General features: G+C 54.9%; 21 protein-coding genes. 19 read left to right on the forward strand and 2 right to left on the reverse strand.

The window, feature by feature from the left end:
* Positions 1–45 precede the first annotated feature (45 nt).
* The 3 genes from fabB (at position 46) to O9K67_RS07565 (ending at position 4,205) form a co-directional block, all read left to right on the forward strand.
* The gene (fabB, locus tag O9K67_RS07555; protein ID WP_061493879.1) at positions 46–1,260 is read left to right on the forward strand and encodes a beta-ketoacyl-ACP synthase I; all 1,215 of its coding nucleotides are present in this window, start codon (positions 46–48) and stop codon (positions 1,258–1,260) included.
* 211 nt (positions 1,261–1,471) lie between these two features.
* Positions 1,472–2,653 carry an MFS transporter gene (locus O9K67_RS07560; protein WP_061493880.1) on the forward strand — a complete coding sequence of 394 codons (1,182 nt, stop codon included), beginning with the start codon at positions 1,472–1,474 and terminating at the stop codon, positions 2,651–2,653.
* Positions 2,654–2,774: 121 nt separating this feature from the next.
* Entirely contained in the window at positions 2,775–4,205 is a 1,431-nt protein-coding gene (locus tag O9K67_RS07565; protein ID WP_061493881.1) for a 6-phospho-beta-glucosidase, read from the forward strand.
* Positions 4,206–4,259: 54 nt separating this feature from the next.
* Here O9K67_RS07565 and flk read toward each other — a convergent pair whose 3' ends face one another.
* Positions 4,260–5,267, reverse strand: a complete 1,008-nt coding sequence (flk, locus tag O9K67_RS07570) for a flagella biosynthesis regulator Flk (RefSeq protein WP_061493882.1) — start codon at positions 5,265–5,267, stop codon at positions 4,260–4,262.
* A gap of 110 nt (positions 5,268–5,377) precedes the next feature.
* On the opposite strand from flk, the gene pdxB reads away from it, so the two are divergent.
* The 15 genes from pdxB (at position 5,378) to hisP (ending at position 19,497) form a co-directional block, all read left to right on the forward strand.
* Positions 5,378–6,514 (forward strand): 4-phosphoerythronate dehydrogenase PdxB, encoded by a 1,137-nt coding sequence (gene pdxB, locus O9K67_RS07575; protein ID WP_061493883.1) that lies wholly within the window; start codon positions 5,378–5,380, stop codon positions 6,512–6,514.
* A 62-nt stretch (positions 6,515–6,576) separates the two neighbouring features.
* A complete protein-coding gene (locus tag O9K67_RS07580; protein WP_061493884.1) occupies positions 6,577–7,590 on the forward strand; it encodes an aspartate-semialdehyde dehydrogenase in 1,014 nt (337 codons plus the stop codon).
* Complete coding sequence (truA, locus tag O9K67_RS07585; protein ID WP_061493885.1) at positions 7,590–8,402, forward strand: tRNA pseudouridine(38-40) synthase TruA; 813 nt, start codon at positions 7,590–7,592, stop codon at positions 8,400–8,402. The genes O9K67_RS07580 and truA overlap by 1 nt, the downstream gene beginning before the upstream one ends.
* A 27-nt stretch (positions 8,403–8,429) precedes the next feature.
* A complete protein-coding gene (locus tag O9K67_RS07590; RefSeq protein ID WP_061493886.1) occupies positions 8,430–9,089 on the forward strand; it encodes a DedA family protein in 660 nt (219 codons plus the stop codon).
* 103 nt (positions 9,090–9,192) lie between these two features.
* Entirely contained in the window at positions 9,193–10,107 is a 915-nt protein-coding gene (accD, locus tag O9K67_RS07595; protein WP_061493887.1) for an acetyl-CoA carboxylase, carboxyltransferase subunit beta, read from the forward strand.
* A gap of 69 nt (positions 10,108–10,176) precedes the next feature.
* The gene (gene folC / locus O9K67_RS07600) at positions 10,177–11,445 is read left to right on the forward strand and encodes a bifunctional tetrahydrofolate synthase/dihydrofolate synthase (protein ID WP_061499840.1); all 1,269 of its coding nucleotides are present in this window, start codon (positions 10,177–10,179) and stop codon (positions 11,443–11,445) included.
* Complete coding sequence (gene dedD, locus O9K67_RS07605; protein ID WP_061493888.1) at positions 11,435–12,151, forward strand: cell division protein DedD; 717 nt, start codon at positions 11,435–11,437, stop codon at positions 12,149–12,151. Before folC ends, dedD begins: the two co-directional genes overlap by 11 nt.
* Before the next feature lie 264 nt (positions 12,152–12,415).
* Positions 12,416–12,904, forward strand: coding sequence for a colicin V production protein (cvpA, locus tag O9K67_RS07610; RefSeq protein ID WP_061493889.1), 489 nt, complete (start codon positions 12,416–12,418; stop codon positions 12,902–12,904).
* Positions 12,905–12,937: 33 nt separating this feature from the next.
* Entirely contained in the window at positions 12,938–14,455 is a 1,518-nt protein-coding gene (purF, locus tag O9K67_RS07615; protein WP_061493890.1) for an amidophosphoribosyltransferase, read from the forward strand.
* Between the two features lie 93 nt (positions 14,456–14,548).
* Positions 14,549–15,130, forward strand: coding sequence for a UbiX family flavin prenyltransferase (locus tag O9K67_RS07620; protein WP_061493891.1), 582 nt, complete (start codon positions 14,549–14,551; stop codon positions 15,128–15,130).
* Between the two features lie 273 nt (positions 15,131–15,403).
* A complete protein-coding gene (argT, locus tag O9K67_RS07625; protein WP_061493892.1) occupies positions 15,404–16,186 on the forward strand; it encodes a lysine/arginine/ornithine ABC transporter substrate-binding protein ArgT in 783 nt (260 codons plus the stop codon).
* Between the two features lie 263 nt (positions 16,187–16,449).
* Positions 16,450–17,232, forward strand: a complete 783-nt coding sequence (gene hisJ, locus O9K67_RS07630; protein ID WP_061493893.1) for a histidine ABC transporter substrate-binding protein HisJ — start codon at positions 16,450–16,452, stop codon at positions 17,230–17,232.
* 84 nt (positions 17,233–17,316) lie between these two features.
* The gene (locus tag O9K67_RS07635) at positions 17,317–18,003 is read left to right on the forward strand and encodes a histidine ABC transporter permease HisQ (RefSeq protein WP_061493894.1); all 687 of its coding nucleotides are present in this window, start codon (positions 17,317–17,319) and stop codon (positions 18,001–18,003) included.
* Positions 18,000–18,716 carry an ABC transporter permease gene (locus O9K67_RS07640; protein WP_061493895.1) on the forward strand — a complete coding sequence of 239 codons (717 nt, stop codon included), beginning with the start codon at positions 18,000–18,002 and terminating at the stop codon, positions 18,714–18,716. Before O9K67_RS07635 ends, O9K67_RS07640 begins: the two co-directional genes overlap by 4 nt.
* 7 nt (positions 18,717–18,723) lie before the next feature.
* On the forward strand, positions 18,724–19,497 hold the full coding sequence (gene hisP, locus O9K67_RS07645) for a histidine ABC transporter ATP-binding protein HisP (RefSeq protein WP_061493896.1): 774 nt from the start codon (positions 18,724–18,726) through the stop codon (positions 19,495–19,497).
* Between the two features lie 114 nt (positions 19,498–19,611).
* Here the strand turns inward: hisP and O9K67_RS07650 are convergent, their stop codons facing one another.
* The gene (locus O9K67_RS07650) at positions 19,612–20,562 is read right to left on the reverse strand and encodes a sugar-binding transcriptional regulator (RefSeq protein ID WP_061493897.1); all 951 of its coding nucleotides are present in this window, start codon (positions 20,560–20,562) and stop codon (positions 19,612–19,614) included.
* Between the two features lie 200 nt (positions 20,563–20,762).
* On the opposite strand from O9K67_RS07650, the gene dalD reads away from it, so the two are divergent.
* Positions 20,763–22,160 carry a D-arabinitol 4-dehydrogenase gene (gene dalD / locus O9K67_RS07655; RefSeq protein ID WP_061493898.1) on the forward strand — a complete coding sequence of 466 codons (1,398 nt, stop codon included), beginning with the start codon at positions 20,763–20,765 and terminating at the stop codon, positions 22,158–22,160.

Genomic DNA, 22,160 nt, shown 5'->3' on the forward strand with positions numbered 1-22,160 from the left:
TATCTTGCGACACGAAACTTAATTAGTGCGACTTAGGGGTATTGAATGAAACGTGCAGTGATTACTGGCCTGGGCATCGTTTCCAGCATTGGTAACAACCAGCAGGAAGTCCTGGCATCTCTGCGTGAAGGGCGCTCAGGGATCACATTCTCTCAGGAATTCAAAGATTCCGGCATGCGCAGCCACGTATGGGGCAACATTAAACTGGACACGACCGGTTTGATTGACCGTAAAGTGGTTCGTTTCATGAACGATGCCTCTATCTATTCCTATCTCTCCATGCAGCAGGCGATTGAAGATGCTGGCCTGAAAGAAGAGGTTTATCAGAACAATCCGCGCGTGGGCCTGATTGCCGGTTCTGGCGGTTCTTCTAAATCTCAGGTCTTTGGCGCTGACGCAATGCGTAGCCCGCGTGGTCTGAAAGCGGTCGGTCCGTATGTGGTGACCAAAGCGATGGCGTCTGCGGTATCCGCTTGTCTCGCAACGCCGTTTAAAATTCACGGTGTGAACTACTCCATCAGTTCTGCATGTGCTACTTCTGCGCACTGCATTGGTAATGCGGTAGAGCAGATTCAACTGGGCAAACAGGACATCGTTTTTGCTGGCGGTGGTGAAGAGCTGTGCTGGGAAATGGCCTGTGAGTTCGACGCGATGGGCGCACTCTCCACAAAATACAACGAGACGCCGGACAAAGCTTCCCGTACTTATGACGCACACCGCGATGGTTTCGTTATCGCAGGCGGCGGCGGTATGGTTGTGGTTGAAGAGCTGGAGCACGCACTGGCGCGCGGCGCGCATATCTATGCGGAGATCGTCGGTTACGGCGCAACGTCCGATGGTGCTGACATGGTGGCTCCGTCAGGCGAAGGCGCAGTACGCTGCATGAAGATGGCAATGCACGGTGTGGATACGCCGATTGATTACCTGAACTCCCACGGTACCTCGACGCCGGTTGGCGACGTGAAAGAACTGGGTGCTATCCGCGAAGTGTTCGGTGATAACAGCCCGGCAATCTCCGCGACCAAAGCGATGACCGGTCACTCTCTGGGCGCTGCCGGTGTACAGGAAGCCATCTACTCGCTGCTGATGCTGGAACACGGCTTTATCGCGCCGAGCATCAACGTAGAAGAGCTGGATGAGCAAGCGGCCGGCCTGAACATTGTGACCAAACCGACTGATGCCGCACTGACGACGGTAATGTCCAACAGCTTCGGTTTCGGCGGCACAAACGCCACGCTCGTTATGCGCAAACTGAAGTAACCATAAGCAAACAGATAAAGGGAGCCTGCGGCTCCCTTTTTTTATGCGTTGACAACCTGTCACTGTGGCAGGCAAACTCCACACCGCAACATTATCAATACGATAATGCGTAAGCGTTTAACGTTATCCAACGCACCTTAATCCTGGCACTCAGGTAGAGGGGGCGTGGGCACTTCCCAATCCCGCCTTACTCTGCGTTATGGAGTAATGCATGTCTGTAGAAACACAATCTGTTCGTTCCTCTTCAGCGAATGTCTCGCTGTTTCGCATCGCTTTTGCGGTTTTTCTGACGTATATGACCGTCGGGCTGCCGTTACCGGTGATCCCATTGTTTGTGCACAATGAACTGGGTTATGGCAACACCCTGGTTGGCATCGCCGTGGGCATTCAGTTTCTTGCCACGGTGCTAACGCGCGGTTATGCCGGTCGCCTGGCGGACCAGTTTGGCGCTAAGCGTTCAGCATTGCAGGGGATGTTTGCCTGTGGGCTGGCGGGAGTGGCCTGGTTGCTGGCCGCGCTATTGCCGGTGGAGCCGATGGTGAAATTCGCGTTGCTGGTTATCGGGCGTCTGATCCTGGGGTTCGGCGAAAGCCAGTTGCTGACCGGCACGTTGACGTGGGGCATGGGGCTGGTGGGGCCTGCACGTTCCGGCAAAGTGATGTCGTGGAATGGCATGGCGATTTACGGCGCACTGGCCGCCGGGGCGCCGCTGGGGCTGATGATCCACAGCCATTTTGGTTTTGCTGTTCTGGCGGCAACCACCATGCTGTTACCGCTTGTCGCGTGGGCGTTTAACGGCAGCGTGCGCAGCGTTCCTGCGCATACAGGGGGCCGCCCGTCGTTATGGAGCGTCGTAGGGCTTATCTGGCAGCCGGGCCTCGGGCTCGCCTTGCAGGGCGTGGGTTTTGCGGTGATTGGTACGTTTGTCTCGCTCTATTTCGCCAGCCAGGGCTGGCCAATGGCCGGTTTTACCCTGACGGCTTTTGGCGGCGCATTTGTGCTGATGCGCATCCTGTTCGGCTGGATGCCGGACCGTTTCGGCGGGGTGCGCGTCGCCATTGTCTCGTTGGTGATTGAAACCCTTGGCCTGGTGCTGCTGTGGCAAGCGCACGGCGCGTGGATGGCGCTGTTGGGCGCAGCATTAACCGGTTGCGGTTGTTCGTTGATCTTCCCGGCGCTGGGCGTCGAAGTGGTGAAACGCGTACCGCCACAGGTACGGGGGACGGCGCTTGGTGGGTATGCTGCCTTTCAGGATATCTCGTATGCCTTGACCGGCCCGTTAACCGGTCTGATTGCGACGTCTTTGGGGTATTCCTCTGTGTTCCTGGCCGGCGCGATCTCTGCAGTTATGGGTATTGTGGTGACGTTAATCGCTTTTCGTTCACATAAATAATCGCGTACCGACAGCGCGGATGACTCTCTTTGCAACCGGTTTCACAAAACGAGACAGCGGTGATGTTATGTCACCGCTGGCTTGTTTATTCTTTCAGCATCATTAGCGAAAGGAGAGTGATATGCCCGGGTTTAAAGCGGATTTTTTATGGGGTGGTGCGGTAGCGGCACATCAGCTTGAAGGCGGCTGGCAAGAGGGCGGCAAAGGTGTCAGCGTTGCCGATGTTATGACCGCCGGTGCGCACGGCGTACCGCGTGAAATTACTGATGGCGTGCTGCCTGGTAAAAACTACCCCAACCATGATGCCATCGACTTTTACCATCGCTATAAAGACGATATTAAGCTGTTCGCCGAGATGGGATTTAAATGCTTTCGCACCTCGATTGCCTGGACGCGTATTTTCCCGAAAGGGGACGAACAGGAGCCAAATGAAGCGGGGCTGCAATTTTACGATGATCTCTTTGATGAGTGCCTGAAATACAACATCGAACCGGTCATCACCCTTTCTCACTTCGAAATGCCTTATCACCTTGTCACCGAATATGGTGGCTGGCGTAACCGTAAGATGATCGATTTCTTTGTGCGCTTCGCCAGCACCGTTTTCACCCGCTATCGCGGCAAGGTGAAATACTGGATGACGTTCAACGAAATCAATAATCAGGCCAACTACCACGAAGATTTTGCGCCATTTACCAACTCCGGGGTGAAATACCAACCCGGTGAAGATCGTGAAGTCATCATGTATCAGGCCGCGCATTACGAGCTGGTCGCCAGTGCGCTGGCGGTAGAAGCCGGGCATAAAATCAATCCGGATTTTAAAATTGGCTGCATGATCGCCATGTGTCCGATTTACCCGTTAACCTGCGATCCCAACGATATGATGATGTCGGTGGTGGCCATGCACCGCCGTTACTGGTTTACCGATGTGCATGTGCGTGGCTATTACCCGCAGCATCTGCTCAATTATTTCGCCCGCCGGGCATTTAAACTCGATATTACCGACGATGACCTGCAGATCCTGACACGTGGTTGCGTCGACTATATCGGCTTTAGTTATTACATGTCCTTCGTCACCAAAGCGATGGAAGACAATCCACAGTTGGACTATGACGAAACCAAAAGCCTGGTGAAAAACCCCTATGTCAAAGCGTCGGACTGGGGCTGGCAAATTGATCCGGTTGGCTTACGTTATTCGCTCAATTATTTCTACGACCTTTACCAGCTCCCGCTGTTTATTGTGGAAAACGGGTTCGGTGCCATTGATCAACCGGAAAGCGACGGTATCGTCAATGACCAGTACCGTATTGACTATATGCGCAACCATATCAGTGAAATGAAAAAAGCGGTGGTTGAGGATGGCGTCGATTTAATGGGGTATACGCCGTGGGGCTGTATCGATCTGGTCTCGGCAGGTACCGGCGAGATGAAAAAACGGTACGGTATGATTTACGTCGATAAAGACAATGACGGTAACGGGACGCTGGCGCGCAGCCGCAAAAAATCGTTCTGGTGGTATCAGGATGTGATCAAACAAAACGGCGAGAATATTTAAGTTAAGCCGGATAAGACTACAGGCCCGACAGGCATGAACGCCGTCGGGCTTTTTTTAGCTCACCAGCCAGAACAGGAACACAACGACCAGCAGCGCGATAAAGAACAAACCCGGTCTGGTGGAAATCGATTTAACCGTCTCAATAATTGGTGCGACAAACGGGCTGTAGATCGGCTGAATATTGCGGATCTCCAACGCTTCCGGCGAACGCTCGGTGCGGCGTAAAAACACCTGATTGAGAATATCCTGCACCTGTGCCGTGGTCAGTACCGTTTGCGGCGTCGCTTGCCAGTTTTGCTGCGCATATTCCGTCATCGTGCGCATCTCGATGGGATCCAGCGGCTGTTTCAGCGCAGTTTGCACCGTGTGCAGCGTCGGCGCGGGATGGGTGCTCAGTGTCTGGCGCGCCTGTAGCCACGTCATCAGCGGGGCGAAGTGCTTTGCCGGGATCAGCTCACCTGTTTTCACCCCGGACAGTTCCAGCATCGACTGCCAGATAAGCTTGCCGGATTCGCCTGTCGCTGCCGCCAGTTTCGTCACCGCCTGGTTAAGGGAATTGTGCTCCGCAGGCAGTAATGGGCGCTCGGTGGCCGGGCGCTGCTGCGGTTGCGGAATAACAATCTGGTTGTTTTGCAGCATCGTCAGTACGGTTTTCAGTTGTTGCGGCGTCAACTGGCTCAGCGCCGTCTGCCCGAACTGCTGGCGAATAAAATCACTCACTGCCTGGCGGTTATTCCCCTGGCCCAGGAGTTCGGTCAACTGTGAGATTATCTGCCGGGTGGTATGGTTTTGCGTGGCGGTTTCCACCCGCTGATTCAGATTCTGCTCTGCAGCCGGAAAGTGGCGGGAAAGCAGCGGCGCATCGTTCTTCAGCCCTAAATCGTGTTTCACGCCAGCCCAGACTTCTGCGCTCTGTTGCTGCGTCAACGCGATCAGGCGAATAACCAGGCGTTCCAGCACCGTGCGTTGCACACTGGATAAAGGTAGTTCACCGGGAACACTGCCGGTTTGTAGCGGCTCCTGCCCGGGAGGGCGCCCGGGGGCACCCTGAATGGGTTGCATCATGAAAATCCTCTTACTCTCGCATGGCGTTGTCGGCATTGCGGGTATGCCTGGCCGCCAGATTATGGCACACTTGCGCGCTCAACTCCCGTTCTCAAACAGGTACTCTAGTGAAAATCCTTGTTGATGAAAATATGCCTTACGCCCGCGATCTCTTCAGTCGTTTGGGTGAGGTTAAAGCTGTTCCAGGTCGCCCGATCCCGGTGGCGGAACTGGCGGATGCCGATGCCTTAATGGTGCGATCGGTAACGAAAGTCAATGCTGCGTTATTGCAGGGAACGGGGATCAAATTTGTCGGTACGGCAACCGCAGGTACCGATCATGTGGATGATGCCTGGCTGGAACAGGCGGGGATCGCTTTTTCCGCCGCGCCCGGCTGTAATGCAATTGCAGTGGTGGAATATGTGTTCTCTTCACTGCTGATGCTGGCGGAACGTGACGGTTTTGCGCTTACCGATCGTACGGTGGGTATTGTCGGCGTGGGTAACGTTGGCGGGCGCTTGCAGGCGCGGCTGGAAGCCTTAGGGATCCGCACATTGCTGTGCGATCCGCCGCGCGCCGATCGCGGTGATGCGGGCGATTTCCGTAGCCTTGACGAGTTAGTGCGTGAGGCGGATGTCCTGACTTTCCATACGCCACTGTTTAAAGATGGCCCGTATAAAACGCTGCACCTGGCGGATGAGGCGCTGATTGCCCGCCTCAAGCCTGGCACTATTCTGATTAATGCCTGTCGCGGACCGGTGGTGGATAATGCCGCGCTGTTGCAGCGGCTACAAGCCGGTCAGGCGTTGAGTGTGGTGCTTGACGTATGGGAGCCGGAGCCGGATCTGAACGTGGCGCTGCTGGATCGCGTGGACATCGGTACGGCGCATATCGCCGGTTATACGCTTGAAGGCAAAGCACGTGGGACAACGCAGGTCTTTGAAGCCTATAGTGAATTTATTGGTAAACGCCAACAGGTGGCGCTGGATACGCTGCTGCCGGCCCCGGAATTTGGCCGCATTACGCTGCATGGTGGGCTTGATCAGTCAACGCTGAAAAGGCTGGTTCATTTGGTGTATGATGTGCGCCGCGACGATGCATTGCTGCGAAAAGTAGCGGGCACACCGGGTGAGTTCGATAAACTGCGTAAACATTATCTTGAGCGTCGCGAATGGTCATCATTGTATGTTCAGTGCGATGACGCTGACGCTGCTGCGTTGTTGCTCAAACTGGGCTTCAACGCCGTTCATACCCCGGTTCGTTAATGTCTTCTTAATGCTCCTTGCCGACACTCCGGCAAGGACGCTTTTTTCTGGAGTAATTCACCATGTCTGAAGGCTGGAATATTGCCGTTCTCGGCGCGACGGGCGCTGTCGGAGAAGCCTTGCTCGAAACGCTGGCGGAGCGCCAGTTCCCGGTAGGCGAACTGTATGCGCTGGCAACACGCGAAAGCGTCGGCGAAACCCTGCGTTTTGCAGGCAAAACCGTGCGTGTGGAAGACGCGGCTGAGTTTGACTGGACGCAAGCGCAACTGGCGTTCTTCGTGGCTGGCGCACAGGCGTCTGCAACCTGTATTGAGGACGCGACGAATGCGGGGTGTCTGGTTATCGACTCCAGCGGCTTGTTCGCGCTGGAGCCGGATGTGCCGCTGGTGATGCCGGATATCAACCCGTTTGTGCTGGCGGATTACCGCAATCGTAACATTATTGCCGTCCCGGACAGCCTGACCAGTCAATTGCTGGCGGCGCTGAAACCGCTGATTGACGAAGGTGGGCTGTCACGTATTGCGGTGACCAGTATGCTGTCCGTTTCACGTAATGGCAAAAAGGCCGTCGATGCGCTGGCAGGGCAGAGCGCCAAGCTATTGAACGGTATCCCGATTGATGAAGATGACTACTTTGGTCGCCAGTTGGCGTTCAATATGTTGCCGTTGTTGGCTGACCGCGAAGGCAGCGTGCGTGAAGAGCGCGTGATTATCGATCAGACACGTAAAATTTTGCAGGACGATGGGTTAATGATCTCTGCCAGTTGCGTGCAGTCGCCGGTGTTCTACGGTCATGCGCAGATGGTGAACTTTGAAGCCATGCGTCCGCTGGCGGCAGAAGAAGCGCGCGATGCGTTCGGTCGTTTTGAAGATATTGCATTGTCGGAAGAGAACGATTTCCCGACGCAGGTGGGCGATGCGTCCGGCCAGGCACACCTCTCCGTGGGCTGCGTGCGTAATGATTACGGCATGCCGGAGCAGATCCAGTTCTGGTCCGTGGCGGATAATGTTCGCTTCGGCGGCGCGCTGATGGCGGTGAAAATCGCTGAAAAACTGGTGCAGGAGTATCTGTACTGATGCAGGACGAGCTGAAAGCGCCGATCTACAAAATCGCTCTTGGCATTGAGTACGACGGCAGCAAATATTACGGCTGGCAGCGTCAGCAGGAAGTGCGTAGCGTGCAGGAGAAGCTGGAAAAAGCGCTCTCGCAAGTTGCGAATGAACCGATCACCGTGTTTTGTGCCGGGCGTACGGACGCAGGGGTGCACGCAACCGGTCAGGTGGTGCATTTTGAAACCACCGCGCTGCGCAAAGCGGCAGCCTGGACGCTGGGTGTAAATGCGAATTTACCTGGTGACATCGCAGTACGTTGGATGAAAGATGTCCCCGATGATTTTCATGCCCGTTTCAGCGCAACGGCTCGCCGTTACCGTTACGTCATTTATAATCATCGCTTGCGTCCTGCGGTATTAGGCATGGGCGTAACACATTACTACCACCCGCTGGACGCAGAGCGGATGCATCGCGCCGCACAGTGTCTTATCGGTGAAAATGACTTTACCTCGTTTCGCGCGGTGCAGTGCCAGTCGCGCACACCGTGGCGCAATCTGATGCACATTAATGTCAGTCGTCACGGCCCTTATGTGGTGGTCGATATCAAAGCCAATGCCTTTGTACATCATATGGTCAGGAATATTGTCGGCAGCCTGATGGAAGTAGGTGCCAACAACCAGCCGGAGAGCTGGATAGCAGAGTTGCTGGCGGTAAAGGACAGAACGCTGGCAGCAGCAACGGCGAAAGCGGAAGGACTGTATCTGGTGTCGGTGGATTACCCACAGCGTTTTGACCTTCCCTCTGCGCCAATGGGCCCGCTGTTCCTGGCGGACTAGTCGCAATTGAAAAAGGCATAAGTACATATGGACTTAATACGCTTTCTGATTGATTTCATCCTGCACATTGACGTTCATCTGGCGGAACTGGTGGCGCAATATGGCGTGTGGGTGTACGCGATCCTGTTCGTGATCCTGTTTTGCGAAACCGGGCTGGTGGTCACGCCGTTTCTGCCGGGGGATTCTCTGCTGTTCGTCGCCGGTGCGCTGGCATCGCTGGAAACCAATGATCTGAATGTTCACACCATGGTGTTACTCATGCTGATTGCGGCGATTGCCGGTGATGCGGTGAACTACACCATCGGGCGGCTATTCGGTGAGCGATTATTCAGCAACCCGAATTCGAAGGTGTTCCGTCGCAGCTATCTTGATAAAACCCATCAGTTTTATGAGAAACACGGCGGCAAAACGATTATTCTGGCGCGTTTTGTGCCGATAGTGCGTACTTTCGCGCCTTTTGTCGCCGGTATGGGGCATATGTCTTATCGCCATTTCGCCGCCTATAACGTTGTAGGCGCGCTGTTGTGGGTACTCCTGTTTACCTACGCCGGGTATTTCTTTGGCACCATTCCGGCAATCCAGGAGAATCTTAAGCTGCTGATTGTGGGAATCATCGTGGTGTCTATACTTCCCGGTGTGTTTGAGATTATTCGCCACCGCCGCGCCGCGGCGCGACAGGCAAAATAAGAAGTCAACGGCGGTTCGACCACTTTTTTATCCCAAGTTGCGAACCGTTATGTTTTAATGTGCACCATTTATGGGCTACCAGGTTCATGTATAAAGGTTATCAATGAGCTGGATTGAAAGAATTAAGAGCAACATTACCCCCACCCGTAAGGCAAGCATCCCTGAAGGTGTGTGGACAAAATGCGATAGCTGCGGCCAGGTGCTGTACCGTGCCGAGCTGGAGCGTAACCTTGAGGTCTGCCCGAAATGTGACCACCACATGCGTATGACAGCGCGTAATCGCCTGCATAGCCTGCTGGATGAAGGTTCACTGGTGGAACTGGGTAGCGAACTTGAGCCGAAAGACGTGCTGAAGTTCCGTGATTCCAAAAAATACAAAGACCGTCTGGCGACAGCCCAGAAAGAGACCGGCGAGAAAGATGCGCTGGTGGTCATGAAAGGCACGCTGCATGGCATGCCGGTTGTTGCGGCGGCGTTTGAGTTTGCTTTTATGGGCGGTTCGATGGGCTCTGTCGTTGGCGCGCGTTTCGTGCGTGCAGTTGAGCAGGCGCTGGAAGATAACTGCCCGCTGATCTGCTTCTCCGCTTCCGGCGGTGCACGTATGCAGGAAGCGTTAATGTCGCTGATGCAGATGGCGAAAACCTCCGCCGCACTGGCAAAAATGCAGGAGCGCGGTCTGCCGTATATTTCGGTACTGACCGATCCGACCATGGGTGGCGTTTCCGCGAGCTTCGCGATGCTGGGCGATCTGAACATCGCTGAGCCGAAAGCGCTGATCGGGTTTGCCGGTCCGCGCGTCATTGAACAGACCGTGCGTGAAAAACTGCCGCCGGGATTCCAGCGCAGTGAGTTCCTGATCGAAAAAGGCGCTATCGATATGATTATCCGCCGCCCGGAACTGCGCCTGAAACTGGCGCGCATTCTGGCGAAGCTGATGAATCTGCCCTCGCCGGATCCGGACGATACGCATGTTGGCACGGTGATCCCATCGGCGCCAGTTCAGGAAGGCGACGCCTGATAATACCGAAGGGCAGGGCCACCAGGCACTGCCCTTTTGTTTTTCAAACCGTACATATCAACGGGCATCATGGAAACTAAACGCATTCCGCAAGCCACGTCGCCCCTGGCCGCGTGGCTTTCTTATCTGGAAAATCTGCACAGTAAAACCATCGATCTGGGTCTTGATCGCGTAAGCCAGGTCGGGGCGCGTCTGGATGTGCTGCGCCCCGCGCCGTTTGTCTTTACGGTTGCTGGCACCAATGGCAAAGGCACCACCTGCCGCACGCTGGAGTCTATTCTGTTGGCGGCGGGCTATCGGGTGGGTGTTTACAGCTCCCCGCATCTGGTGCGTTACACAGAGCGTGTGCGCGTGCAGGGGGAAGAACTTGCCGAATCTGCACACACTGCGTCCTTTGCAGAAATCGAAGCCGTGCGTGGCGACATCTCATTAAGCTATTTTGAATTCGGTACACTCTCCGCGCTGTGGTTATTTAAGCAGGCTGCGCTGGATGTGGTGATCCTCGAAGTGGGGCTTGGCGGCCGTCTTGATGCCACGAATATGGTAGATGCCGACGTTGCCGTGGTAACCAGTATTGCACTCGATCACACTGACTGGCTGGGACCGGATCGCGAAAGCATCGGTCGGGAAAAAGCCGGTGTTTTCCGCAGCGGTAAACCCGCCGTGGTTGGTGAGCCGGATATGCCGCACACCATTGCTGACGTTGCGCAGGAAAAGGGCGCGTTATTAATGCGTCGCGGTGTGGAATGGCGCTATACCGTGAATGCAGACGGCTGGGACTTTAGCGATGCGCAAGGCGACCTGAACCATCTGCCGCTGCCGCAGGTACCGCAACCCAATGCGGCGACTGCACTGGCGGCACTGCGGGCCAGCCAACTGGCGGTCAGCGAACAGGCGATACGCGACGGGGTCGCGAAAGCGATTCTACCTGGACGTTTCCATATTGTGAGCGAGTCGCCGCGTCTTATTCTCGATGTCGCGCATAATCCTCATGCAGCGGGTTACCTCGCCGGGCGTCTGGCAGCGTTGCCGAAAAAAGGACGCGTGCTGGCGGTTATTGGCATGTTGCATGATAAAGACATCGCCGGGACGCTTGCCTGTCTGGAGCCGGTGGTCGATAGCTGGTATTGTGCCCCTCTGGAAGGGCCGCGTGGCGCTACAGCGGAGCAACTGCTGGCGCATTTGACCTCTGGCCGCGCATGGCCGGATGTGGCGCAGGCCTGGCAGGCGGCAATGGCGGAAGCCGACGCCTGTGATACTGTGCTGGTGTGTGGATCGTTCCACACCGTAGCGCATGTGATGGAAGCGATGGACGCGGGGAGAACCGGTGGCAAGTAAGTTTCAGAACCGTTTAATGGGCACTATTGTGCTTGTCGCGCTCGGGGTGATCATTCTTCCCGGGTTGCTCGACGGGCAGAAAAAGCATTACCAGGATGAATTCGCGGCGATCCCATTGGTGCCGAAACCTGGCGATCGCGACGAACCCGATATGATGCCGGCTGCAACGCAGGCGCTGCCGGCCCAGCCGCCGGAAGGGGCAGCGGAAGAGGTGCAGGCTGGTGATGCGGCTGCGCCGTCCCTCGATGCTTCAAGACTTGCCGCCAGCGGCAATGCCAATCCGGAAGTGACCACACCGCCGGTGACAAAACCTAAACCGGTTGAGAAACCGCAGCCAAAACCGCAGGCACCACAGCAAACGCAACCTCAGGCCGTGCGTGATAAGACCAGCGAACAGCTGGCGATGGCGAACGAAGAGCCCGCCGAGCCGCCGAAAGCGCAAGATGAGAAGCCAACACCGACCGGCAAGGCGTATGTGGTGCAGCTTGGCGCGTTGAAAAATGCCGATAAGGTCAATGAAATCGTTGGCAAATTGCGTGGCGCAGGGTACCGCGTTTACACATCGCCGACCACGCCGGTTCAGGGTAAAATCACCCGTATTCTGGTCGGGCCGGACGCGTCGAGGGATAAGCTGAAAGGCTCCCTTAGCGAACTTAATCAGTTGTCAGGGTTAAGCGGCGTGGTGATGGGGTATACGCCGAACTAAGTGTTACGCCTCCTTAACCCGGCCCTCAGTCAATGTGTAGAGTGCGTCGCATGACGCCTTCCTCACTCTTCCGGAAGAGGGCCTGAGTGAGGAGGAAAAAGCCTGAATAACGCCCAAATACAGGCGACCGGAAACGTGGCGTTGAATATTTTTTCAGCGCCATTTTTATTTACGCGCGGGAAGGAAATCCCTACGCAAACGTTTTCTTTTTCTGTTAGAATTCGCCCCGAACTGGACGACAGGGCGTAAAATCGTGGGACACATATGGTCTGGATTGATTACGCCATCATTGCGGTGATTGGTTTTTCTTGTCTGGTAAGCCTGATCCGCGGCTTTGTTCGTGAAGCGTTATCGCTGGTGACATGGGGTTGTGCTTTCTTTGTTGCCAGTCATTACTACACTTACCTGTCTGTCTGGTTCACGGGCTTTGAAGATGAACTGGTGCGCAATGGGATTGCCATCGCCGTGCTGTTTATCGCAACGCTGATTGTTGGCGCCATCGTTAACTACGTGTTAGGGGCGCTGGTGGAGAAAACCGGCCTGTCGGGTACAGACAGGGTGTTGGGGATCTGTTTTGGCGCGCTGCGTGGCGTGCTGATCGTCGCCGCCATTCTGTTCTTTCTTGATACATTTACAGGCCTGTCGAAAAGCGAAGACTGGCAAAAGTCGCAGCTTATCCCGCAATTCAGCTTCATCATCAGATGGTTCTTTGACTATCTGCAAGGCTCGTCGAGTTTCTTGCCCAGGGCATAACCCCTGAGATGTGGCTTAACGAGGAAAAGACGTATGTGCGGTATTGTCGGTATCGCCGGTGTTATGCCGGTCAACCAGTCGATTTATGACGCGTTAACGGTGCTACAGCACCGTGGGCAGGATGCAGCGGGTATCATCACTATTGATGCGAACAACTGTTTCCGTCTGCGTAAAGCGAACGGTCTGGTAAATGATGTTTTTGAAGCCCGCCATATGCAGCGTCTTCAGGGCAACATGGGCATTGGCCACGTGCGCTATCCCACCGCAGGCAGCTCCAGCGCCTCGGAAGCTCAGCCTTTTTACGTCAACTCCCCGTATGGTATTACGCTTGCGCATAACGGCAATCTGACCAACGCACACGAGTTGCGTAAAAAGCTGTTTGAAGAAAAGCGCCGCCACATTAACACCACATCTGACTCTGAAATTCTGCTCAATATTTTTGCCAGCGAACTGGATAATTTCCGCCACTATCCGCTGGAAGCAGACAATATTTTTGCCGCCGTTGCCGCCACTAACCGCCAAATCCGCGGCGCATACGCCTGCGTGGCGATGATTATCGGCCACGGTATGGTTGCCTTCCGCGACCCGAACGGTATTCGTCCGCTGGTGCTTGGCAAACGTGATGTCGGTGATGGGCGTACGGAATTTATGGTGGCCTCTGAAAGCGTGGCACTGGATACGCTGGGCTTTGAATTCCTGCGCGATATCGCACCGGGCGAAGCGGTGTACATCACCGAAAAAGGTCAGTTGTTTACCCGCCAGTGTGCGGATAACCCGGTCAGCAATCCGTGCCTGTTTGAATACGTCTACTTTGCGCGCCCGGACTCCTTTATCGACAAAATCTCTGTCTATAGCGCCCGCGTCAACATGGGCACCAAGCTGGGTGAGAAGATTGCCCGCGAATGGGAAGACCTGGACATCGACGTGGTGATCCCGATTCCGGAAACCTCCTGCGATATCGCGCTGGAAATCGCGCGTATCCTCGGTAAACCGTATCGCCAGGGTTTTGTGAAAAACCGTTACGTTGGTCGTACCTTTATCATGCCGGGTCAGCAACTGCGTCGTAAATCCGTGCGCCGCAAGCTGAACGCCAACCGCGCCGAATTCCGTGATAAGAATGTCCTGCTGGTGGATGACTCCATCGTACGCGGCACCACTTCTGAGCAGATTATCGAGATGGCGCGTGAAGCCGGAGCGAAGAAAGTTTATCTCGCTTCCGCTGCACCGGAAATTCGCTTCCCGAATGTGTACGGCATTGATATGCCTACTGCGAATGAGCTTATCGCGCACGGTCGCGAAGTCGATGAAATCCGCCAGATTATTGGCGCCGACGGCCTGATCTTCCAGGATCTCAACGACCTGATTGATGCAGTACGTGCGGAAAATCCGGATATCCAGCAGTTCGAGTGCTCGGTATTTAACGGTGTCTACGTGACCAAAGACGTTAATCAGCAGTATCTCGACTATCTCGATTCCCTGCGTAACGACGATGCCAAAGCTGTGCAGCGCCAGAACGAAGTGGAAAGCTTAGAGATGCATAACGAAGGTTGATCCTGTCGCGCCCCTCCGCCAGTGAGGGGCGCAACCTGTTGCAACGCCCTCTATAATCAGGCAAAGTTCTCGCACAAAAGAGGGGCGACAATCATGAAACGACTAATTGTGGGGATCTCCGGCGCCAGCGGCGCGATCTACGGCGTGCGTCTGTTACAGGTGCTGCGTGATGTGGCGGAAGTTGAAACCCACCTGGTCATGAGCCAGGCTGCCCGTCAGACCCTCTCTCTTGAAACGGATTTTTCTCTGCGCGATGTGCAGTCGCTGGCGAATGTGGTGCACGACGCGCGCGATATCGCCGCCAGTATCTCGTCCGGCTCATTTAAAACCGCAGGCATGGTTATTCTGCCGTGTTCCATTAAAACCCTCTCCGGCATTGTGCACAGCTATACCGACAGTCTGCTCACACGCGCGGCGGATGTGGTGCTGAAAGAGCGCAGGCCGCTGGTGCTTTGCGTACGGGAAACTCCGCTGCATCTCGGTCACTTGCGTTTAATGACCCAGGCCGCTGAGTTGGGTGCGGTGATCATGCCGCCGGTTCCGGCGTTTTATCACCGCCCACATACCCTTGATGATGTCATTGATCAAACGGTCAACCGCGTGCTGGATCAGTTTGCTATCGACCTGCCGGAGGATCTTTTTACCCGCTGGCAAGGGGGGGATGCTGCAAAATAGTGCGTTGCTACAGGGCGTGCGCTTTTTTGGGGCAATTCTGCAAGCGCGATCATATCCTCAACATTTAATCCCTCTTTTCCCCGCTTAACGCTCCGGTTCGTTCGGCAGACCTGCTATCTTTCATCACTAAGGTGAATTTGCAACGTTTTATTAACAAATTTAACGCGGTTATGAATGCACTGCGGGAAACTGGCATAAGACATGCAAGGTAACTGGCAGCAACACACAACACAACGCAATACAAAATAAAAACAGAACACTTGAGGGTAATGTATGAAGAAGACGGTTCTCGCTCTGTCTTTAATGCTGGGTCTGTCTGCGACCGCCAGCGTTTATGCAGCGCTTCCCCAGACGGTGCGCATCGGCACTGATGCGACTTACGCGCCGTTCTCATCCAAAGATGCGAAAGGGGAGTTTGTGGGTTTCGATATCGATTTGGGTAACGAGATGTGCAAACGCATTCATGTGAAATGCACGTGGGTCGGGAGCGACTTTGACGCGCTGATCCCGTCGCTGAAAGCGAAGAAAATCGACGCGATTATCTCTTCTCTCTCTATTACGGAAAAACGTCAGCAGGAGATCGCCTTCTCTGACAAACTCTACGCGGCGGATTCCCGCCTGATTGCGGCAAAAGGTTCGCCTATCCAACCGACACTGGATTCGCTGAAAGGCAAGCACGTTGGCGTGCTGCAAGGGTCAACGCAGGAAGGTTATGCCAACGACAACTGGCGGACCAAAGGCATCGATGTGGTGGCGTATCAGAACCAGGATCTGATCTACTCTGACCTGGCTGCGGGGCGTCTTGATGCTGCGTTCCAGGATGAAGTCGCTGCCAGCGAAGGCTTCCTGAAACAGCCCGCCGGTAAAGGGTTCGCCTTTGCTGGCCCGTCAGTGAAAGACAAAAAATACTTTGGCGACGGTACCGGTATTGGTCTGCGTAAAGATGATACCGAGCTGAAAGCCGCGTTCGATAAAGCATTTGCCGAACTGCGTAAAGACGGCACCTACGACAAACTTGCCAAAAAATACTTCGACTTTAACGTCTACGGCGAGTAAGGCTGCATGGCCCGGGCTCCCGGGTCTGAGGGAAAATGCACCACGCGCATTACGTGGCGTGGTGCAGAAATACGGTTGATGTTCTATTGTGGTGCATGACGCGCGCCATAATAGTGCATGGATGCATAATTACGCATTCAGGATGCAAAAAAAGCCACCGTGCGGGCAGAATCTTTTGCCATGCCGGGGCATATGATGGCACGATAACGGCACCGTATTGTTCAGCTAATTCCCTTAGGAAAGACAGTCTGTTGAGGATAATGATGAAAAAACTGGTGTTATCTCTTTCTCTGGTGCTCGCTGTTTCCAGCGTTTCAACCGTATTCGCCGCTATCCCGCAAAAATTACGTATCGGTACCGATCCCACTTATGCGCCGTTTGAATCGAAAAATGCGCAGGGTGAATTAGTGGGTTTTGATATCGATCTGGCGAAGGAACTGTGCAAACGCATTAAAACGCAGTGTACGTTTATCGAAAACCCGCTGGACGCGCTGATCCCGTCTCTGAAAGCGAAAAAAATCGACGTCATTATGTCGTCGCTTTCCATTACGGAAAAGCGTCAGCAAGAAATCGCCTTTACCGACAAACTTTACGCGGCGGATTCCCGACTGGTCGTCGCAAAAGATTCTGATGTTCAGCCCGAGCTGGATAAGCTGAAAGGTAAGCGCGTTGGTGTACTGCAAGGCACCACGCAGGAGACCTACGGCAACGTGAACTGGGCACCGAAAGGGGTGGAAATTGTCTCCTATCAGGGGCAGGACAATATCTACTCTGACCTGACTGCAGGCCGTATCGATGCCGCATTCCAGGATGAAGTCGCGGCCAGCGAAGGTTTCCTGAAAACGCCGCAGGGCAAAGCATATAAATTCGGCGGCCCGTCCATTAAAGACGAGAAGCTGTTTGGCGTCGGCACCGGTATGGGGCTGCGCAAAGAGGATAACGAGCTGCGCGAAGCGCTGAACAAAGCGTTTGCTGAAATGCGCGCCGACGGCACTTACGAAAAACTCGCGAAAAAGTATTTTGATTTTGACGTTTACGGTGGCTAATCCCACCTGTGCTTAACGTGCGGCCCCTCCCGCTACGGGAGGGGAAGAGACACGGCAAACACCACACACGACAGGACTGGCTGCATGCTGTACGGGTTTTCACAAGTCATATTACACGGTGCGCTGGTCACACTGGAACTGGCTCTCAGTTCCGTGGTGCTGGCGGTACTGATTGGCCTGGCGGGGGCGGGAGCGAAGCTTTCGAAAAACCGGGCGCTGGCATTAATCTTTGAAGGTTACACGACGCTTATCCGCGGCGTGCCGGATCTGGTGCTGATGTTGCTGATCTTTTATGGTCTGCAAATCGCCCTTAACGGTATCACTGATGCCATGGGTCTGGAGCAACTGGATATTGACCCGATGGTAGCGGGGATTATCACCCTCGGTTTTATCTATGGCGCTTACTTCACCGAAACCTTTCGCGGCGCTTATATGGCGGTGCCGAAAGGGCACATTGAAGCGGCTACCGCCTTTGGTTTTACCGGGCGACAGACGTTTCGCCGTATTCTGTTTCCGGCGATGATGCGTTATGCGCTGCCGGGCATTGGCAACAACTGGCAGGTGATCCTCAAAGCCACGGCGCTGGTCTCTCTGCTGGGACTGGAGGATGTGGTGAAAGCCACCCAGCTCGCCGGGAAAAGCACCTGGGAGCCGTTTTATTTCGCCATTGTCTGCGGTGTGATTTACCTTGCTTTTACAACGGTTTCCAATGGTGTGCTGCTTCTTCTCGAACGTCGCTACTCCGTGGGTGTGAAGAGGGCTGACCTGTGATCGAGATTATTCAGGAGTACTGGCAATCCTTGTTGTGGAGCGATGGTTACCGCCTGACTGGCGTGGCCATCACCCTGTGGTTGCTGATTTCATCGGTGACGATGGGGGGCGTAATGGCGGTGTTTCTCGCTATCGGGCGCGTCTCCAACAACAAATTTATCCGTTTCCCTATCTGGTTATTTACCTACGTTTTTCGCGGGACGCCGCTCTATGTCCAGTTGCTGGTGTTCTATTCCGGAATGTATACGCTGGAAGTGGTGAAAGGCACCGAACTGCTGAACGCGTTTTTCCGCAGCGGTCTCAACTGTACAGTACTGGCGCTGACGCTAAACACTTGCGCCTATACCACCGAGATTTTCGCCGGGGCGATCCGTTCGGTGCCGCACGGTGAAATTGAAGCGGCGCGGGCCTATGGTTTCTCGTCGTTCAAAATGTACCGCAGCATTATTCTGCCGTCGGCGCTGCGTATTGCGCTGCCCGCCTACAGTAATGAGGTGATTTTAATGCTGCACTCAACGGCGCTGGCGTTTACCGCCACCGTGCCGGATCTGCTGAAAATCGCCCGGGATATTAACTCTGCCACCTACCAGCCTTTTACGGCGTTTGGTCTGGCGGCGGTGCTGTATCTGATTATCTCTTATGTGCTGATTAGCTTATTCCGCAAAGCGGAAAAGCGCTGGTTGCAGCATATGAAGCCTTCTTCGACGCACTGAGAACACGATGTCTGAGAATAAATTAAACGTTATCGATTTACACAAGCGCTACGGTGAGCATGAAGTGCTGAAAGGCGTGTCGTTGCAGGCCAATGCGGGTGATGTGATCAGCATCATTGGCTCTTCCGGCTCCGGCAAGAGTACGTTTTTACGCTGTATTAACTTCCTCGAAAAACCGAGCGAAGGCTCGATCGTCGTGAACGGGCAGAATATCAACCTGGTGCGCGACAAAGACGGTCAACTGAAAGTGGCCGATAAGCACCAACTGCGCTTGTTACGTACCCGGCTGACCATGGTGTTCCAGCATTTTAACTTGTGGAGCCATATGACGGTGCTGGAGAACGTGATGGAAGCGCCGATCCAGGTGCTGGGCTTAAGCAAGCAGGAAGCCCGCGAACGTGCGGTGAAGTACTTGGCGAAGGTCGGCATCGACGAAATGCAGCAGCAAAAATACCCGGTGCATCTCTCCGGCGGCCAGCAGCAGCGTGTATCCATTGCCCGTGCACTGGCTATGGAGCCGGAAGTCCTGCTGTTTGACGAACCGACTTCAGCGCTGGATCCGGAGCTGGTGGGCGAAGTGCTACGCATTATGCAACAGCTGGCGGAAGAGGGGAAAACGATGGTGGTGGTGACCCACGAAATGGGGTTCGCGCGCCATGTTTCCACCCACGTTATCTTCCTGCATCAGGGCAAAATTGAAGAGGAAGGCGCGCCGGAAGAGGTGTTTACCAACCCGAAAAGCCCGCGTTTGCAGCAGTTCCTCAAAGGCTCATTGAAATAAGTCACCGTATTACGGGGGCGGTTGGCCTGCTAAATGTTGCGCCATCCGGTGAAATGCCGAATGGCGCTTTTCTTTTTTTCAGGCCCGGTAAAGGCTCTGCGCTCGGGCAAGTCGCTACTTTTCCGCCAGCAATTTCACCGCCGTGTCTTCATCCGTGACCAGGCCATTCACCCACTGTCCGGTTAATGCGGCGCGGATCGCAGCGTATTTTTTCGCGCCCCCGGCAAAGCCATAAACGTTACGTGGCGTTTGGCTGCACAGCGGCACGCTGGTCAGTCGCGTGTCCAGTTCTCCTTCCAGACGCACTCCCTGATGGTTAAAGAAATGGCCCAGCATCTCGCCAGCAACATGCTGTTGTTCCAGTGCTTTGACCTGTTCATCGGTGATAAAACCTTCGGCATTGAGCGGGCAGCCGAGACCCACTTCGCCAATCCCCAGAAACGTGATATCCGCATTCAGCGCCCGCTCCGCCACGCGCTGGTAAAGCTGGTGCTGGCACCACATGGTTTTGTCTTCCGGGCTGTCGGCATACAGCGGTGCCGGAATGAAGAAATATTTTCCCTGCATTTTCTCCGCCATTTTCAGCGGCACATCGTAACGGGTACCCGAATCATCACGCGCGATGGCACCGATCATCGACACGCACTGATGCTGCGGACGTTCCAGCCAGGGCAATGCGTCAATAATTGCACGCAACGTCTTCCCGGAACCAATGCCGAACACCTGCGGGGAATCGTTGGCAATGAATTTCGCCATTACGTCTGCGCCTTCTACCGCCAGCATCTGCTGGATGGCTTCATTCTCAAGCCCGGCGGAAGGCACCACGCGGCACAGTGAGAGCGCATATTTTTCCTGTAAATTCGCCGCCAGTTCCATGCAACGGGTCACCGGATGGCTGATATTCACCGTGACCATGCCCATTTCCCGCGCGCCGGAAATCAGCCGTTGTGCCACCTGGCGGGATAATCCCAGCGCCGTGGCGATGTCTTGCTGTGTTAAGCCTGCCACGTAATACATCCAGGCGGCGCGTGCGGCGAGTTCCTGTTTTTTCTCTTCTTTGTTCATCAACGCATTCCTGAAATTACCTGCCAACAGTGTACCGCTGAATAGCCTGATGGTGTGAGTGGGCAAAAGTCCACTGCTAGGGCAAATGCTAATTTCGTGAGTTGCCTCGCAGAAAGATTTCGCTTACGGCTACTAACATACTCCTCACAAACGGGCATATGCCCGTGAATATGTCAAATGCTCATTGTGGGGTGATAATTATGTCCGGTAACAAAGCGGTATGGATGCATATTGGCGCAGGCTCGTTTCATCGGGCGCATCAGGCGTGGTACCTGCACAGCCTGATGCAGCAAGGTGACGACAGCTGGAGTATCGCGCTGGGGAATATTCGTGATGATGCCAATGCGCTGCTTGGCGCACTCGCTGCGCAGAAAGGGGAGTATGTGCTGGAGACCGTTTCTCCGGATGGGGAACGCCAGTACGAAACCATCACGTCAATCCGTAAAGTGTTGGCGTGGGACAGTGAAATCAGTGCACTGGTGGCACAAGGGGCGGATGCGCAAACCCGGGTTATTGCCTTCACCGTGACTGAAAGCGGCTACTACCTGACGCCGGAACATGAACTGGATATGCAGCAGGCGGATATCAAGGCCGATCTCAACGGCGGCATTCGCACCCTGTACGGTGCGCTGACCCGCATTCTTACCCAGCGTATTGCTAACAATGGCGGCCCGGTAACGTTGCTCAATTGCGACAATCTGCGCCATAACGGTGAACGCTTCCGCCACGGTTTTCTCTCTTTCCTTAAAGCCAAAGGCGAACGGGCGTTGTATGACTGGGTGAAACATTACACCACCTCACCGAACACCATGGTTGACCGCATTACGCCGCGACCCACGCCGGATGTGGCCGAACGCGTGCTGGCGGCGACGGGCATTCACGATGCAGTGCCGGTGATGGGGGAATCTTTTATCCAGTGGGTGATTGAAGATGACTTTATTAACGGCCGCCCGGCGCTGGAAAACGTTGGCGTCGAGCTGGTGGAGTCTGTGCTGCCGTGGGAAGAGGCGAAGATTCGCATTCTGAACGCGACCCATAGCTGCATTGCATGGGCCGGAACGTTAATTGGCCTGAGCTACATCGATGAAAGCACCCGGCAGAGCGCGATTCGTCAGATGGCCTGGGAGTATGTCTCCCGCGACGTGATCCCTTCATTAACGCCCAGCCCGCTCGATCTTGCTAAATACCGGGATGTGGTGCTTGCCCGCTTTGGTAACCCGTATATCAAAGATACCAACCAGCGTGTCGCTGCTGATGGTTTATCGAAGATCCCGGGGATGGTGACACCTACTTTGGTTCAGTGCTACCAGCGCGGTGCAACGCCGTCTGCAACCGCCGTGTTGCCGGGACTGTTCTTCCTGTTCCTGCGTCGCTGGGCGGACGGCACGTTGCCGTATACCTATCAGGACGGCGTCATGCGACCGGAGGCGATAAAGGCACTGTTTGCTTCTGACGATCCGCTGGCGACCTTCGCAAAAGATGAAGCCCTGTTCGCTGAGCTCGCGCAATCGGCTGATTTTCTTGCCTTGCTGCGCCGCACGGTGGCTGAGCTTGAACAGTGGGTCAAGCAGCCGCAGGCGCAACTGGCAACAGCCTGA

It is taken from the genome of Kosakonia oryzendophytica (genome assembly GCF_027886705.1).
In the GTDB taxonomy this organism is placed as follows: domain Bacteria; phylum Pseudomonadota; class Gammaproteobacteria; order Enterobacterales; family Enterobacteriaceae; genus Kosakonia; species Kosakonia oryzendophytica.